This is a genomic window from Streptomyces sp. NBC_01445, assembly GCF_035918235.1.
Taxonomy (GTDB): Bacteria; Actinomycetota; Actinomycetes; order Streptomycetales; family Streptomycetaceae; genus Streptomyces.
Window position 1 is genome coordinate 5,162,764 of the sequence record NZ_CP109485.1, and the last position, 15,873, is coordinate 5,178,636.

Below are 15,873 nucleotides of genomic sequence, written 5' to 3' on the forward strand. Positions count from 1 at the left end.
ATGGCCGACAGGGATCCGCACGTTCCGGCACAGGCCGACGGCGCCGCGGCCGACCCCGGCGCATGGCGCATCTACCGAGGCACGGCGAGGCCCCGCGGCAAGGACCCCGTGTCCCGCGAGTTACCTCCGCCCCCGCCCTGGCGCCGCTTCACCGGCGCACCCCTGATCTCCGGTCCGCCCCCGGGCGACGAGGACGAGTTCACCCGCCGCCTCGGCCCGCCCGACGGCGCCGTCGTCCGCAAGGCCTCCGAGCAGGAACTCGATCTGGTCAATGCCGCGCTGTTCCTGCGCAGGCCGCTGATCGTCGCGGGCCCTCCCGGCATCGGGAAGTCGAGCCTCGCCCACTGCATCAGCCGTGAACTCTCCCTCGGCCGCGTCCTGCGCTGGTCGATCACCAGCCGCAGCACCCTCAAAGAGGGCCTCTACGCCTACGACGCCATCGGCAGAGTGCAGGAAGCGGCCACCCGCGGCGCCCTGCGCGGCGCGGAACCCGGCTCCGACCCCGGCGATCCGGCACCCGACCCGGACGGCCTGAACAACCTCGGCGACTACGTCCAACTGGGCCCACTGGGCACGGCGTTGCTGCCCCGCGAGATCCCCCGCGTCCTGCTCATCGACGAGTTCGACAAGTCCGACACGGACCTCGCGGGCGACCTGCTGAGCGTCTTCGAAGAGGGCGAGTTCCGCATCCCCGAGCTGGCCCGCGTGCGCTCCAGGCTCCCCGACGCCGAGGTGCACACGGACGACCCGGACGGCACGGCGGTCATCCACCACGGAGCGGTGCGCTGCGCCGCGTTCCCCGTCGTCGTGATCACGAGCAACGGCGAGCGCACGCTGCCGCCCGCCCTGCTGCGCCGCTGCCTCTACCTCGATCTCCCCGCGCCCGACGCGGGCCAGCTCGCCGCCATGCTGGCGGCGCAGCTCTCGCAGGACGACGAGGGGCGCACGGCGATGATCCGCGACTTCCTCAACCACGCGAGGACCGGCGGCTCGCTCGCCGCGGACCAGCTCCTCAACTCGGAGTTCCTGCGCACCACGCCCGCGGGCCCCGACCAGGGGTCCATGAGCACGCTGTTGCACGCGCTGTGGCGACGGCTCGACGAGGTCGGCACTGGATGAACCGGTCGCCCTCCCACGGCGGCGTGGCGGGTGACGGTATCGGGCCGGGTGCCGCATCGCTGGCCGAGGCGTCCCCGCAGCCGCACTGGTACGAGGCGGGCGAGGTCCTGTGGCTCGCCGCGCAGCGCTGGCTGCGGCTGAAGGACGCCCGGCGCGGCAGGCCACAGCCCGGCGCGCCGCCCGAACTGCCCGAAGCGCCCGAAGGGGGGCACCCACGCCCCGAGGACGTGGACGCCCCCGTGCCGGAGATCACGGAGGAACCCGTAGAGCAGCCGGCGCCCCCGCCCGGGCCGCCCGCACCGGCCCCGGACCCGGGTGACCATGTGGACTCGCTCCTCATGAGCCTCGGCAACGGCTTCGCCCTCGACCGGTCGCGGGAGATCGAGAAGGCGCTGAAACCGCTGAAGCGGCGCATCGCCTCCCGGAGCCAGGTCTTCCTGAACGAGGAGGCCACCGCCGAGCTGCACGCCGAGACCGGCATGTGGCTGCCCCAGCTGGAGCCGGGCCAGGAACGCTGGCTGACCGTGACGCTCCTCGTGGACTCCGGCGACTCGATGCGGCTGTGGTCGCACACCGCCCAGCGCCTCGCCGAGACCCTGCACTGCTCCGGCGCCTTCCGCGACGTACGGACCGTGCGCTGGCAGGAGGACGGCGCGGGTTCCGAGGTCGCCGGCGACACCGACGGCCGGCATCTGGTCCTCGTCCTCACCGATCTGCACGCCGACCACTGGGGCGACGGCAGCGCCCGGCGCAGGCTCGCCCGGTGGGCCCGCACGATGCCCGTCGCGATCGTCCATGTGCTGCCGGAGCACGTCTGGGCGAGGGCGGGTACGCAGACCAGCAGCCTCCTGCTGACCAGCCCGCGCCCCGCGTCCCCCAACAGCGCCTGGACCGCCGAGCCCGTGGGCCTGGTCCTGCCCAGTGCCGAAGCCGACGGGCCCGACGGCTTCGACGGGGTGCGGCTGCCGGTGGTGACGCTGACCCCCGAAGGGCTCGGCGGCCTCGCCCGCTTCCTCGCGCACGACAGCACGAGCGGTTACACCGTGCGCGTCCTGGACCGGACGCCCGGTGACGAGACGGCCGTCGCGCGCAGGCCCGCCGCCGCGCTCCCCGCCGACGTCCAGGTCAAGACCGTGCGGGCCCAGCTCTCCCCCACCGCCTACCACCTGGCCCGCCTCTCCGCGGCCGTCCCGCTCAACCTCGACGTGCTGCGCCTGCTCCAGGAAGGGCTGATCCCCGGGGCGCGGAACTGGCACGTGGCGGAGCTGCTCCTGAGCGGACTGCTGCGGCGCACGGAGGCGGAGCCGGGCGAGGCCGCCGGGCCGGGCGTCGAGCTCGAATTCGACGACGGCGTGCGGCGGGAGCTGCTCTCGGACGGGACACGCGGCGAGACGGCCCGCGCGCTGATGCTCGCCTTGGACCATTTGGCGGTCGCCGTACCGGCGTACGGGGAAGGCGTCGCCCTTCTGCGCGAGCCGGATCGCGCACGGAGTGTCTCCATGGAAGGTTTACGGCCATGGATTTCGTCTATTCTGCCCGCATTCGCGGCCATGGCAGGACCGCACGCCACCGCCGCCCGGGAGCTTGAGGCACGCCTCGACGAACCTCCACCCCGGGTGACCACAACCTCCGGAGAACACAGTCGGTCAGGCGGTGGGGACGAGCCCACCGCCCCGGAAGACACCGGCAACGAAGAAAGGGTCGAAGTAGTGAGCGGCTTGCAGTCCACCCAGGCCGGGGCAAGGGGTGACGCGCTGCAGAAGCCGCCCCCCGTCTGGGGCAACGTCCCTCCCCGAAACCGTGCCTTCACCGGCCGCGTCCAGCTCCTGGACGACCTGCACCGCAGGCTCCAGGAGGGGACCACGGCGGTGCTCCCCGAGGCGCTCCAGGGCATGGGCGGCGTCGGAAAGTCCCAGCTCGCGGTCGAATACGTGTACCGGCATCTGCACGAGTACCAGATCGTGTGGTGGATCCCCGCCGAACAGCCGCAGCAGATCCGCCAGTTCCTCGTCCAGCTGGCGGGCCGGCTCGGCCTGAACGTCGGCAGCGGCGAGGCGAACACAGCGGTGCCGGCCGTCATCGAAGCCCTGCGCGTCGGCGAGCCGTTCAAGAACTGGCTCCTCATCTTCGACAACGCGGAAGACCCGGAGTCCGTAAGAGAGTTCTTCCCGACCAACGGTCCGGGCCGCATCCTCGTCACCTCACGGAACTCGCAGTGGGCCTCGTCGGCGCGTCCCCTGGAGGTCGACGTGTTCACCCGCGAGGAGAGCCGTTCGCTGCTCCAGATGAGGGCGCCGAGCCTGGACAACGCGACCGCGGACCGGCTCGCCGAGACCCTGGGCGACCTGCCGCTGGGCATCGAGCAGGCTGCCGTATGGCTGGCCGAGACGGGCATGCCCGCGGACGAATACCTGCGCATGTTCGAACAGCAGGCCAACGAGCTGATGGTCAGCGAACCGCCCGTGGACTATCCGCTGTCCGTCGCCGCCGCCTGGAACGTGTCCCTGGACCGGCTGCGCAAGCACCACCCCGCGGCTCTTCAGCTCCTGCAGATGTGCGCCTTCTTCGCGCCCGAGCCGATCTCCCGGCGCCTGCTCACCGGCGTCCGCGACGCCCCCGTGCCCCCGGAGCTCAGCGCGGCACTCAGTGACCCGATCCGGCTCAGCCGCGCCATCCGCGAGATCAACCGGTACGCGCTGGCGCGCATCAACCACGAGACCAACACCATCCAGCTGCACCGACTGGTCCAGCGCGTCCTCATCAACCAGATGACGGAGCCGCTGAAGTCGCAGATGCGCGCCGGCGCCCACCGGCTGCTCGCCAAGGACGACGCCGGCGAGCCCGACAAGTCCCACCGGTGGCAGCAGTACGGCGACCTGCTGCCGCACGTCCTCAACAGCAGGGCCGTCGAGTCGACGGACCCGTGGGTGAGGAATCTCGTCCTGAACGAGATCCTGTACATGTACTACTGGGGCGACCACCAGGGCTCCCTCGACCTGGCCAGGGAGACGTACACCACCTGGCGCGAGGCCGACGGGGACACCGCCGAGCACGTACTCAACGCGGCCCGGATCTACACGAACTCCCTGCGCATCCTGGGCCGCTACTCGGAGGCGTACGAACTCGACCAGAGGACACTGGCCGGGATGACCCAGGTCCTCGGCCCCGAGCACGAGTCGACGATCGACATCACCAGCATGCTCGCCTGGGACCTGCGGCTGCGCGGCGACTTCCAGGCGGCGCTCGACCTCGACAAGCACGCCTTCGAGACCTGCGAGCGCCTCTTCGGGCCCAACGACCCCTCCACCCTCCTCAGCGCCCACCGGCACGCGCTGAACCTGCGGTTCATCGGGCACTTCCGGGCGGCGCTCGCGCTCGACCGCATGACGCACGGCCGCAAGGTCGCCGAGCTCGGCGAGAACGCGGTGTCGACGCTGTCGACCCTGGCGGCGGTGACGTTCGACCTCCAGGAGGGCGGCGAGTACCTGGCGGCCCGCGACCAGGCGCGCGACGTCGAGGAGCGCTTCCGCAACACCGTCGGCGACAGCCACCCGAACACGATCTCCGCGATGCGGGTCCTGTCGGTGGCCGAACGACGCGCCGGACAGCACGCCCTGGCCCTGGAGCTCTCGGGCCGGGCCCTCGTCATGTTCCGCACCCGCTACGGCGACCTGTACCCGCAGACGGTGAACGCGCTGGCCTCGCACGCCATCGACGTACGGCACAGCGGCGACCTCGCCCGGGCGCTCGAACTCGGGCGGGAGGGGTACGAGGGGTACGAGGCGCTGCTCGGCCCGCGGCATCCGCACTCCGTGGCGGCACACGTCAACCACGCGATCTGTCTGCGCCTCGCCGGGCGGACCGAGGAGGCCCGCGCGAGCGACGTGGACTCGCAGGAGAAGCTGATCGAGCTGATCGGCGAGGACCACCCCAACACCCTTTCCTGCACCGCGAATCTCGCCGCCGACCTGTTCGAGCTCGGCGAGATGCAGGCGTCGGCGGACGTCGCCACGAGGGGGCTCGACCTGTGCCGCACCCACCTCGGTGAGGACCACCCCATCACCCTCGCCACGGCCCTCAACCTCTCGCTCGGGCTGCGCCAGCTGCGGCGTGACGACGAGGCGGACGAGCTGTACGCCGACACGGCCGAGCGCTACGGACGCACCCTCGGCGAGGACCACCCGGCGACGGTGGCGGCCTCGGACGGCAGGCCCGCGAACTGCGACATCGACCCGCTGCTGATGTGACGTCGGCTGTATCGCGCTGACCCCGCCCGGGACCCTTCCGGGCGGGGTCAGCGCTGTGGCACGTCCGTCGCGGCCTGCGCGGTGAGTCCGGGGATCCGCGCGGTCCAGCGGGCCAGTACCAGCGGGTCGGGCGTCTGCGCGCCGCGGGCCCGCGCGTCCAGGGCGAGCGCCCGCACCAGCTCGGGCCGGTGCAGCAGGGCCGTGGCCGGGCCGTCCTCGCCGGATGCCTCCAGGGCGAGGCCGAGGCCGACCCAGGCCGGGCGGGTCCCGGGGGCACCGGTCAGGACGGCGCGGTAGCGGTCGACGGCCCGCGCCGCGTTCGCCGACCCGCCGCGCAGGAGGCACATGTCCGCCTCCAGGAGGTCCGGGGACCGGTCCACCCCGGAGAGCCGGGCCCGCGTGTCCGGAGTGAACGTTCCTGCGTCGGCGAGGTGCAACCGCCGCATCTCACAACGGAGTTCGGGCAGGCGCGGCGGCGGGTCCGTGCGCAGCCGGGACAGCGGGGCGGTCGCCTCCTCGCCGGGGCCGCCGCCGAGCCGGTGGTCGGTGAGCAGGCGGGTGGCGGCCGGGTCGGGCGCGAGGTTGTGGCTGCACCACGTGGCGCGCAGATCGGCGAGTTCGGCTTCCGCCGGGGCGAGGGCCTCGGCCGGTACGTCCTCGTCGGCCCACGAAGCGGCCTGGCGCGCCATCCCGTCGACGAAGCGGCGGCCCCACGGGGTGAGCCCGGACTGGGCGGACAGCGTGCGCAGGGCGATGGCCACCGCCTCGCGCCACACGGCGAACTCGAAGTGCGCGAGGGCGGCCCGGGGTCCGGTCAGGGCGTGCCGTTCGGTGCGCCAGAAGCCGGCGACGCCGGTGAACGCGTACGTGCCGTGCAGCAGGCCCCACGGCGGGCGCGGGTCGCTGCGCCAGGGCGCGTAGAGCAGCGTGTCCTGCCGTGGTCCGCGCGCCGCCCTGTCGACGAGCTGAATCTGGTGGCTCAGGGCGTTGAGCACGGAGTGCCGTGACTCGTGGACGAGGGTGACGGCGAAGTCGACGGCGTCGCGCGGCAGGGAGACCATCGCGCTCCCGAACGCCTCCGCGTACGAGGCGCTGGAGGCGCGGAAGCGGGGTGCGCCCGGCAGGGGCACGAGCGAGCTCAGGACGAGCGGCACCGTGCGGGCCGCGTCCGGGTGGCGGGCCCCGAGAAGGCGTGCCGCGTCGTGCAGATGCCGCTGCCAGGTATCCGACTCCGCGTCGGTGAGCGGGGCCGGGGGCGGCCAGGGGGACCGGAAGTCGCGGTAGGGGTCGGCGTCGTCCAGGAGGACGCCGGGGCCCGGCTCGCGCGGGGTCCAGCTCAGCAGGCGCGCGGGGTGCCAGCCGGGGGCGGGCAGGTGCGGGGCGGCGGGCAGTTCGAGGGTGTGCGGGCCGAGCGTGACGCGGGCCGTGCCGTGCCCGTCCGTCTCGAGCGTGGCGACGTCGTGGCCGCGGGGGGCGTCGTCCAGTACGGCGTGCCCCACCGTCGGCAGGATCACCCTGCCCGCGCGGGCGGGTACGCGGACGCGCGCGGGAAGTCCCGCCCGCAGCGCGGCCGCCGCGGCGAGCGCGTGCGCGTAGCCCGCCTCCCGCCACAACGGGGGCTCCCCGGGCCGGGGCCCGGCGCCGCCGGCCCGCAGCCGCCCGAGCAGGCGGACCGCCCAGACCCCGACCGGCGGGTGCCCGAGCACGCTCGCCACCGCCTGCGGATCGTGGGCCTCCGCACCGGCCAGCAGCTCGAAGGCGTGCGCCAGCGGGGGCAGCGGTCCTGCGCTTTCTTCCGTCTCGCGTTCCGCGGCGGCCAGGGCCCGCAGCATGAGCATGCGGCGGCTGCGCTCCGCCGCCGCGATACGGGTCGCGGTGGGTGCGGTGATGCGGCCGGTGGCGATGGCCTCCAGGTCGGCGACCGGCACGTGGTGCCGCGTCAGCACGGCAGGGCAGGACGGTCGGGCTCGTCAGACAGGTCGCACGGGGATGCCGGCTCGGGCGGCTCGGGCGGCCCGTGTTCGTGCCGAGGCTCCTGGGGAGCCGTGCCGACGTGCCGTCGCGGGCTGAAGTACGGATTCCCGTCCCCGCCGCCCACGACCTGCCCGACAGCGTCCTCCGTCAAATGCTCGAGCAACGCGTTCTGCGCCGCCGCCACCAACGGGTCCCTCAGTGCCATGGCCTCCTGAAGGCCCCAACGGCTGAGATCGACAAGTCCGGTCTCGATGTCAGTCGTAGAAGTCCTCACGTCAAACTTCCCCCTGTCGGCTCCCGCTCGCGGCCCCGCGGCGCAGACCCACCTCCTTCCCATAGTGGCCCGTGGTCAGCCGCGCCGAAAGGGGCCCCGGTGGCCATCAAGGCTTGAATTGTTCGATTCATGTCCGGGGGAGACGGCATCCGGTGCCGCGGCCGGCGGTTGGTCGGGGGCTCAACTGACGTGTCCTGTGGGGAAATTGGTGCGTTACGACGGTACGGGTCCCTGCCTCGGCCACTTACACCGTTTCTGCCGTACAGAGGCACATTCCTGACGGACCGACATGAGGCCTCTCCGCGCCCCGTTGTCACGCAGCCGCGCCGACCGTCCGTCATCGGCACCCGTGCGGACCCTCCCGGCTCGCGCGCCCCGCGCGGTGCCCGCAGGGTGCGGAGATGTGACCCAGCAGCAACTTGCCCCGGCCCCCGCCACCGTCCCCGTCGCGGAGCCCGGCGCCGGACCGCGTTCCCGCTCGGCCCGGCTCAGGGCTGCCGCCCCCCTGCTCACCGCACTCGGTCTGTTCGCCATGGTCCGGCTCACCGGTGTCGCCGCGATGAGCCTCGCCGCCTCACTGACCGGAAAGCGCTCCGCCGTTCTGCTCGGCCGGTCCTGGGACTCGCTCTGGTACCTCAGGATCGCCGCGGACGGCTACGGCCGCTCCGTCCCCTACAAGCCGGGCATCATCTTCAACGACCTCGCGTTCTTCCCGCTCTACCCGGGCCTGGTCCGCACGGTACGGACCGTGCTCCCCCTCAGCGGCGGCGCCACCGGGATGCTCATCGCCTGGACCGCGTCCCTGGCCGCCGCGGCCGGGATCTACGCGATCGGGGTCCGCCTGCACTCCCGGCCGGTCGCCATCCTCCTCGTCCTGCTGTGGGGACTGCTGCCGCACTCCGTGATCCTCACGATGGCGTACACCGAGCCGCTGCTCACCGCCTTCGCCGCGTGGTCCCTGTACGCGGTCCTGACTCGCCGGTGGATCTGGGCGGGCACGCTCGCCTCGCTGGCCGGGGTGTCCCGCCCCAACGGGTTCGCGGTCGCCGCCGCGGTCCTCGTCACGGCGGCGTACGAGGTGATCGACAAGCGCGGCAGAAACGTTTCCCACAGGCTGTGGACAGGCGCGGCGATCGCCCCGATCGGCTGGACCGGGTACGTGCTGTGGGTCGGTGTCCAAAGGGACGATCCGCTCGGCGGCTACTTCGCCGTGCAGCGGGACTGGGGTTCGCGCTTCGACTTCGGCGTCGGCGCGCTGCGCGTCGTACGGCATCTGCTGCTCAAGGGCGGCCCCCTCGTCTTCCCCATGACGGTCCTGATCGTCGCCGCCGCGGTGCTGCTGTTCGCGCTGCTCATCGCCGAGCGGGCGGCCCCGCTGCCACTCATCGTCTACAGCGGCGTACTCCTGCTCATCACGCTCGGCGGCGCCGGCTTCTTCCCGTCCAAGCCGCGCTTCCTGCTGCCCGCGTTCCCGCTGCTGCTGCCGCTGGCCCTCGCGCTGGCGCGAACGGCGAAAGCCCGGCCGCGCAGCGCCCTCCTGGTGGTGGGCGCCCTGGCCGGGCTCTCACTTGCGTACGGGACGTATCTGGTCGCGTTCGCGCACAGGCCCCTGTAGGCAGTTACGGAAACTGCCTACTCGTCGTCGGACGGCTTCTCGTCGTCGGCGGCGGAGTCCACGGCCTGCTCCAGGCCGAGCTGCTCGACCAGCCAGCGGTCGAACTCGATGGCGGCGCGCACCCAGCTGACCGTCGACGACACGAAGTGCTCCAGGCTGACGCCCGTACCGATGAGCATCTGCGCCTCACCGATGAGGCGGACCGTGCCGTCGTCGTGGGTGTGGCTGTAGACCTTGGGCCACAGGGTGCGGCGGTTCCAGTCGTCGATGGTCTCGAGGAGCGCCGGCTTGGTCTCGAGCTCGTGCGGGCGGTCGTAGAACGTCCGCACCGAGAAGACCTGCTGGTCGTCCTCGCCGCGGAACATGAAGTACGTGCGGAACTCCTCCCACGGAGCCGCGAGGTCACCCTCTTCGTCGGTGACGTACTTGAGCTCCATCTGCTCCAGGAGCTGCTTGACGAGGTCCTGATCGGGGACGACGGGGCCCGCCGGTCCTGAGCCCTGCGGCTGCTCGGGCTGTCCCCCGAAGTTCGGAATCGAGGACGGGTCGATGCTCACGTGCTTGGTCCCTTCGTACGGATTCCGCCATCCTCCCCCATGCCGGGTGGGAAGTGACAACCCCCGACCGGTTGGATCGGCCGAGTTGTGTCCCCGACCCGGCCCGGCATCGGCGTTCGCCCTGCGTCACAGCGTCTTTCCGGTGGCCGGGCCCACGATCAGGCCGTCGCCGAAGGCGTCCACGCGGACCGTGTCGCCGTCGGTGACCTCGCCGGAGAGGATCTCCTTCGCGAGCCGGTCGCCGATCGCCGTCTGCACGAGGCGGCGCAGCGGCCGCGCGCCGTACGCGGGGTCGTTGCCCTCCTCCGCGAGCCAGGCCAGGGCCGCGTCGGAGACGTCCAGGGTGAGCCGCCGCTCGGCGAGCCGCTTGGCGAGCCGGCCGATCTGGAGCTTCGCGATCCGTTCCAACTCCTCCTTGTTCAGCGCGGAGAACACGACGAGGTCGTCGAGCCGGTTGAGGAACTCCGGCTTGAAGGACGCCCGTACGACGTCCAGGACCTGCTGCTTCTTCTGCTCCTCGCTCGTCGTCGGCTCCGCCGGGCTGTGTCCGCTCAAGAATTGACTGCCGAGGTTCGAGGTGAGCACGAGGATCGTGTTGCGGAAGTCGACCGTGCGGCCCTGGCCGTCCGTGAGGCGCCCGTCGTCGAGCACCTGGAGCAGGACGTCGAAGACCTCCGGGTGCGCCTTCTCCACCTCGTCGAGCAGGACGACGCTGTACGGGCGCCTGCGCACCGCCTCGGTGAGCTGGCCGCCCTCCTCGTACCCGACGTAGCCGGGAGGAGCGCCCACGAGACGCGCCACGGAGTGCTTCTCGCCGTACTCGCTCATGTCGATGCGGATCATGGCCCGCTCGTCGTCGAACAGGAAGTCGGCGAGCGCCTTGGCCAGCTCGGTCTTGCCGACGCCGGTCGGTCCGAGGAACAGGAAGGAACCGGTGGGCCGGTCGGGGTCGGCGATCCCGGCGCGCGTACGGCGCACGGCGTCGGACACCGCGCCTACGGCCTCGCTCTGCCCGATCAGGCGCTTGCCGAGCTCGTCCTCCATCCGCAGCAGCTTCTGCGTCTCGCCCTCCAGGAGCCGCCCGGCCGGAATGCCGGTCCAGGCCGCCACCACATCCGCGATGTCGTCCGGGCCGACCTCCTCCTTGACCATCGTGTCGGCCTTGGACGCCTCCACCTCTTCCTCGGTGGCGGCCGCCAAGTCCCTTTCCAGGGTGGGGATCTCGCCGTAGAGAAGCTTGGAGGCGGTGTCGAAGTCACCGTCGCGCTGTGCGCGCTCGGCCTGGCCGCGCAGCTCGTCGAGCTTCTCCTTCAGCTCACCGACGCGGTTGAGGGACTGCTTCTCCTTCTCCCAGCGGGCGGTGAGGCCGCGCAGCTCCTCCTCCTTGTCGGCGAGGTCGCGCCGCAGCTTCTCCAGGCGCTGCTTGCTGGCCGGATCCGTCTCCTTGGAGAGAGCCAGCTCCTCCATCTTCAGCCGGTCCACGGCGCGCTGGAGCTCGTCGATCTCGACAGGTGACGAGTCGATCTCCATGCGCAGCCGGGACGCGGCCTCGTCCACGAGGTCGATGGCCTTGTCCGGCAGGAAACGGGACGTGATGTACCGGTCGGAGAGCGACGCGGCGGCGACGAGCGCGCTGTCGGCGATCTGGACCTTGTGGTGGGCCTCGTACCGGCCCTTGAGGCCGCGCAGGATCGCGATCGAGTCCTCGACCGTCGGCTCGGCGACCAGCACCTGCTGGAAGCGGCGCTCCAGGGCCGGGTCCTTCTCGATCCGCTCGCGGTACTCGTCGAGCGTGGTCGCGCCGACCATGCGCAGCTCGCCGCGCGCGAGCATCGGCTTCAGCATGTTCCCCGCGTCCATGGACGAGTCGCCGCCCGCCCCGGCCCCGACGACCGTGTGCAGCTCGTCGATGAACGTGATGACCTGCCCGTCGCTCTCCTTGATCTCGGAGAGAACGGTCTTGAGGCGCTCCTCGAACTCACCGCGGTACTTCGCGCCGGCGACCATCGCGCCCAGGTCCAGCGAGACGAGCCGCTTGTTCTTGAGCGACTCCGGCACGTCCCCCTTCACGATCCGCTGGGCGAGCCCCTCGACGACGGCGGTCTTGCCGACGCCTGGCTCACCGATCAGGACGGGGTTGTTCTTCGTACGGCGGGACAGCACCTGCACCACACGCCGGATCTCCTGATCGCGCCCGATGACGGGGTCGAGCCTGCCCTCGCGCGCGGCGGCGGTGAAATCGGTGCCGAACTTCTCCAGGGCCTTGTACTGGCCCTCGGGGTCGGGTGTGGTCACCCGGCGCCCTCCCCTGCTCTTCTCGAAGGCGGCGAGCAGCTTCTCGGCACTCGCCCCCTGTTCCGTCAGTACGTCGGCGACAGTGCCGCCCTTCGCGGCGATGCCGATGAGCAGATGCTCGGTGGAGAGGTACTCGTCCCCGAGCTCCTCGGCGCGCTGCGCCGCGTCCGCGATGACCGCCAGCAGGTCCCGGTTGGGTCCGGGCGGCGCGACGGTCGAGCCGGTCACGCTGGGCAGCGCGCCGAGGACCCGCTCGGCCCCGGACCGCACGGCGGCCTGATCGGCTTCGACGGCCGTCAGCAGATCCGTGATGTTCTCGTTTTCCCGCCCCTCAAGGAGTGCCAGAAGCAGATGCGCGGGAGTCAGATCCGCGTGCCCTCCGGACACGGCCCGACTGGTGGCCGCGTTGATCGCGTCCCGGCTCCGGTTCGTCAGCTCGGCGTCCACGTGCGCACTCTCCTCCTTGCGTATACCTCTCCAGCACACTGACCCTGTCAGCATACACAAAGTTGAGTCGAATCCACTCAAGGGACGAGCCGGGTACCCCCGGGCGGGATATGTCCTGGAACGGGGATATCTTCCGGAGCATGGCCAAGCGGAACGACCCCCTGAACCCAGACCCGGCCTTCCTCGGCTTCTGGCGGGAACGGCACCTGTGCACGCTGACGACCCTGCGCCCCGACGGCACCCCGCACGTGGTGCCGGTCGGCGTCACGTACGACCCGGAGGCGGGCCTCGCGCGGGTGATCGCGAACAAGTCGAGCGCGAAGGTGTCGCACGTGCTCGCGGGGTCGGCAACGGCGGAGGGCGGGGCCCGGGTCGCGGTCTGCCAGGTCGACGGCCGGCGCTGGGCGACGCTGGAGGGCCTCGCGGTGGTCCGCACGGAGCCGGACCGCGTCGAGGAGGCGGTACGCCGGTACGCGGAGCGCTACGAGCGCGTGCCCGCACCCAACCTGGACCGGGTGGCCATCGAGATCACACTGACGCGGGCGACGGGAAACGGGTCGCCCGCGCAGCGGTGACACAAAGCTGCAGCGGCGCCACCGTGTTCAGGTCCACGGTGGCGCCGCTGCGGGGGGAAGCACCTGCGCGATCTACAACGACGGGGGAATCGCGTCAGGCACTGCGGGGGGTGGCTGAGGCAGTACGCGGAACTTCTGGTCCCGCCTCCCGATCCAGCTGGTGGTCACGCTGGTCGAGGTTAACGAAGACCATTCCGTACCTGACGGCACACCGCACGGGCTGCGGGGCGCCCCGAGGGCGGCGAAGACACCGGTAGGCCCGGATCTCCTCGTCGTCGAACTCGTCCCGCACGACGACGATCGGCTCACCGAACAGGGTGACCATCAACGAATCGCCGCGATGAGGAATCGCCGTGGCGAGGTCGATGAAATGCCACCCGGACCGGTAGGCGGTCGCCATCTCACGGCGAAATGTTCTGTCGTCGGGGGGTGTCGTCATACGGCCGCGTCCACGGGAGCGACACTCCAGGAAAGATCCGGAGGCGCGATGTTCTTTCCGGCGGACGCGTGAGTGGCGGGTGTGCCACTCCAGGAGAGGTCCTGGGTGCTGAGCACACCGAAAGCCAGACCGGCGGAGAAGGCAACAGCCATCACCGAGCGAAGCATTTTCTTGCACATAGTGGGCTTCGTCCTCACTTCCATGGCGTCTCTCCCCCGACTCACTAGACGATGGCTCATTCGGCCATCCAAACACCACAGGATCGATGCATCATGTTCCTGCACGTTCAGGACCCTGGGGGGTGGATCTATGACCACGAATGACGCACATCGGACACATCCTCATGCCACGACTGAACTGTGCGACGAGGGCAGGCGGTTGTACGCCAATGCTCTGCGTTCCGGACGCATCGCCCGAAGCGAAGTGACGGCCGCTCCCTGCCTGATGGATTTCGCCCTTCTCCACCCAGACCCGGATGACGCCAACTGGCTCCGCCCGCTTCCTCCCGCCGCCGCCCTGGCACAGCGCCTCCACCCCATCGAACGGGAAATCCAGGAGCGAAGAAGCCTGGCGGTCGAACTGACCGAATACTTCGAGCCATTCATGGCCATCAGCGCGCAGGATCGGCCCACGACGCACGCCGTCACCGTGCTCGAAGGAATCAACAGGATCAATTCGGCCATCGAACTCGCCATCGCAGAGTGCCAGTCGGAGATCCTCACGGTCCAGCCCGGCGGCGGCCGCAGCGAGCATTCCCTGACGGAGGCGCTCGAACGGGGCCAGGCGGTCATCGCGCGCGGCATCACGATGCGCACGCTCTACCAGCACACGGCCCGGCACAGCCAGGGAACTCTCGTGTACGCCGAGCACATGGCCAAGGGGAACGTAGAGATACGCACCCTTGAGGAACTCATAGAGCGGCTGATGGTCTTCGACCGGACCGTCGCGTTCATACCGGTCCCCGGAGACCACCCGGTCGCCCTGGAACTCCGGCATCCGGGCCTCGTCGAATACCTGGCCAAGGTCTTCGAGCAACTGTGGCGGCGTGGGGTCCCCCTCCTGGAGGAGACCCCCTACGCACCCCCGACCGACGGCATCACCGGAGTCCAGCGGTCGATCGCCAAGCTGCTCATCGAAGGCCACGTGGACGAGGCGATCGCCCGACGCCTCGGCATGAACGTCCGCACCTGCCGCGCCCACATCGCCAAGCTCGCCGCCGCGCTCGGCAGCGGAAGCCGCGCGCAACTCGGCTTTCTGATAGCGCAGTCGGGGATCCTCGACCAGGATCACTGAATGTCGAAGGAGGAGAGCCACACGTGACCGCCGAGGTCCATCCCCATGGAGTCGAGGAGCTGTGCGCGGCCGGCTCGCAGCTGTACGCGCGCGCCCTGCGAGAAGGCCGCATCCACCGCGAGGACGCCGACCCCACGCCCTGCCTTCTCGAATTCGGTCTCCTGCACACCGCCGCCGACGACATCCAGTGGCTCACACCCGTCGCGCCGGCCGTGGCCCTGCCCGGTCTCCTTCGCACCATAGAAGACGAGATCGCCCAGCAGCGCCGCCGCGAAGCCCGCCTGGCAGAGGCGTTCGCGCCGCTGATGGCCCTCGACGCACAGCGCGCCGCCGTCCCCCACGCCCCCATGCTCACGGTGCTGCTCGGCTTCCAGCGCATCAACGACGCCATCGGCGAAGCCATGGCGGAGTCCGAGGCGGAGCTGCTCACCATCCAGCCCGGCGGGAACCGCCCCCCGACACTCCTGGCCGCGGCCCTGCCGCGCGAACAGGAAATGCTGGCCCGCGGCTGCCGCATGCGCACCCTCTACCAGCACACGTCCCGTCACTCGCCCGCGGTGCTCGCCCACTACGAGCAGTTGGAGGGCGACGTCGAGGTCCGCACCCTGGACGAGGTCACCGAACGGCTCATCCTGCTCGACAGGAGCGTCGCGTTCATCCCGGCGAACCCCGACCGCACGGTCGCCCTGGAGATCCGGCACCCCGCCCTGATCGCGTACCTCGTCACGACCTTCGAACGGCTGTGGCGCCTGGCCACCCCCATGTTCCCCGAAACGGGCCAGGGGACCCCGGTCACGAGCGGTGTCCCCACCCGTCAGCGGACCATAGCCGGGCTGCTGATCGAGGGTCACAACGACGCCGTCATCGCCGAACGCCTGGGCATGAACATCCGCACCGTCCGCGTCCACATCGCCAAGCTCGCCAGCACACTCGGCAGCGACAGCCGCGCCCAACTGGGCTATCTCATCGGTCAGTCCGGAATACTGGAACAGGACCGCTGACCTCAGGTCCAGGACTCCGGGTCAAGGCCCACGTCGG

Annotated in this window: 10 protein-coding genes; 6 read left to right on the forward strand and 4 right to left on the reverse strand. The window is 71.1% G+C overall.

What is annotated here, in order from left to right:
- Both OG574_RS23600 and fxsT read left to right on the forward strand, forming a co-directional pair.
- The gene (locus OG574_RS23600) at positions 1 to 1,119 is read left to right on the forward strand and encodes a MoxR family ATPase (RefSeq protein WP_100596414.1); all 1,119 of its coding nucleotides are present in this window, start codon (positions 1 to 3) and stop codon (positions 1,117 to 1,119) included.
- On the forward strand, positions 1,116 to 5,366 hold the full coding sequence (gene fxsT / locus OG574_RS23605) for an FxSxx-COOH system tetratricopeptide repeat protein (protein WP_326774832.1): 4,251 nt from the start codon (positions 1,116 to 1,118) through the stop codon (positions 5,364 to 5,366). Before OG574_RS23600 ends, fxsT begins: the two co-directional genes overlap by 4 nt.
- 47 nt (positions 5,367 to 5,413) lie before the next feature.
- Here the strand turns inward: fxsT and OG574_RS23610 are convergent, their stop codons facing one another.
- Positions 5,414 to 7,312 carry an HEXXH motif domain-containing protein gene (locus OG574_RS23610; RefSeq protein ID WP_326774833.1) on the reverse strand — a complete coding sequence of 633 codons (1,899 nt, stop codon included), beginning with the start codon at positions 7,310 to 7,312 and terminating at the stop codon, positions 5,414 to 5,416.
- Between the two features lie 705 nt (positions 7,313 to 8,017).
- On the opposite strand from OG574_RS23610, the gene OG574_RS23615 reads away from it, so the two are divergent.
- Positions 8,018 to 9,229, forward strand: coding sequence for a hypothetical protein (locus OG574_RS23615; RefSeq protein ID WP_398378757.1), 1,212 nt, complete (start codon positions 8,018 to 8,020; stop codon positions 9,227 to 9,229).
- A gap of 17 nt (positions 9,230 to 9,246) precedes the next feature.
- Here the strand turns inward: OG574_RS23615 and OG574_RS23620 are convergent, their stop codons facing one another.
- Complete coding sequence (locus tag OG574_RS23620) at positions 9,247 to 9,786, reverse strand: YbjN domain-containing protein (RefSeq protein ID WP_326774834.1); 540 nt, start codon at positions 9,784 to 9,786, stop codon at positions 9,247 to 9,249.
- A gap of 126 nt (positions 9,787 to 9,912) precedes the next feature.
- Positions 9,913 to 12,528 carry an ATP-dependent chaperone ClpB gene (clpB, locus tag OG574_RS23625; RefSeq protein ID WP_326774835.1) on the reverse strand — a complete coding sequence of 872 codons (2,616 nt, stop codon included), beginning with the start codon at positions 12,526 to 12,528 and terminating at the stop codon, positions 9,913 to 9,915.
- A gap of 140 nt (positions 12,529 to 12,668) precedes the next feature.
- On the opposite strand from clpB, the gene OG574_RS23630 reads away from it, so the two are divergent.
- Positions 12,669 to 13,103: a pyridoxamine 5'-phosphate oxidase family protein gene (locus tag OG574_RS23630; RefSeq protein WP_326774836.1), complete on the forward strand. Its 435-nt coding sequence runs from the start codon at positions 12,669 to 12,671 to the stop codon at positions 13,101 to 13,103.
- Positions 13,104 to 13,197: 94 nt separating this feature from the next.
- On the opposite strand, the gene OG574_RS23635 is transcribed toward OG574_RS23630, so the two are convergent.
- Entirely contained in the window at positions 13,198 to 13,542 is a 345-nt protein-coding gene (locus OG574_RS23635; protein ID WP_100596421.1) for a hypothetical protein, read from the reverse strand.
- A gap of 309 nt (positions 13,543 to 13,851) precedes the next feature.
- On the opposite strand from OG574_RS23635, the gene OG574_RS23640 reads away from it, so the two are divergent.
- Positions 13,852 to 14,835: a helix-turn-helix transcriptional regulator gene (locus OG574_RS23640; RefSeq protein ID WP_326774837.1), complete on the forward strand. Its 984-nt coding sequence runs from the start codon at positions 13,852 to 13,854 to the stop codon at positions 14,833 to 14,835.
- Positions 14,836 to 14,858: 23 nt separating this feature from the next.
- Positions 14,859 to 15,836, forward strand: a complete 978-nt coding sequence (locus OG574_RS23645; protein ID WP_326774838.1) for a LuxR C-terminal-related transcriptional regulator — start codon at positions 14,859 to 14,861, stop codon at positions 15,834 to 15,836.
- The last annotated feature ends 37 nt before the right edge of the window (positions 15,837 to 15,873 follow it).

What these genes read in the sequence shown, in the direction of transcription:
- OG574_RS23600 (WP_100596414.1), top strand. Translation starts at nt 1, where the DNA reads ATGGCCGACAGGGATCCGCACGTTCCGGCACAGGCCGACGGCGCCGCG.
- fxsT (WP_326774832.1), top strand. Translation starts at nt 1,116, where the DNA reads ATGAACCGGTCGCCCTCCCACGGCGGCGTGGCGGGTGACGGTATCGGG.
- OG574_RS23630 (WP_326774836.1), top strand. Translation starts at nt 12,669, where the DNA reads ATGGCCAAGCGGAACGACCCCCTGAACCCAGACCCGGCCTTCCTCGGC.
- OG574_RS23635 (WP_100596421.1), bottom strand. Translation starts at nt 13,542, where the DNA reads ATGACGACACCCCCCGACGACAGAACATTTCGCCGTGAGATGGCGACC.
- OG574_RS23640 (WP_326774837.1), top strand. Translation starts at nt 13,852, where the DNA reads ATGACCACGAATGACGCACATCGGACACATCCTCATGCCACGACTGAA.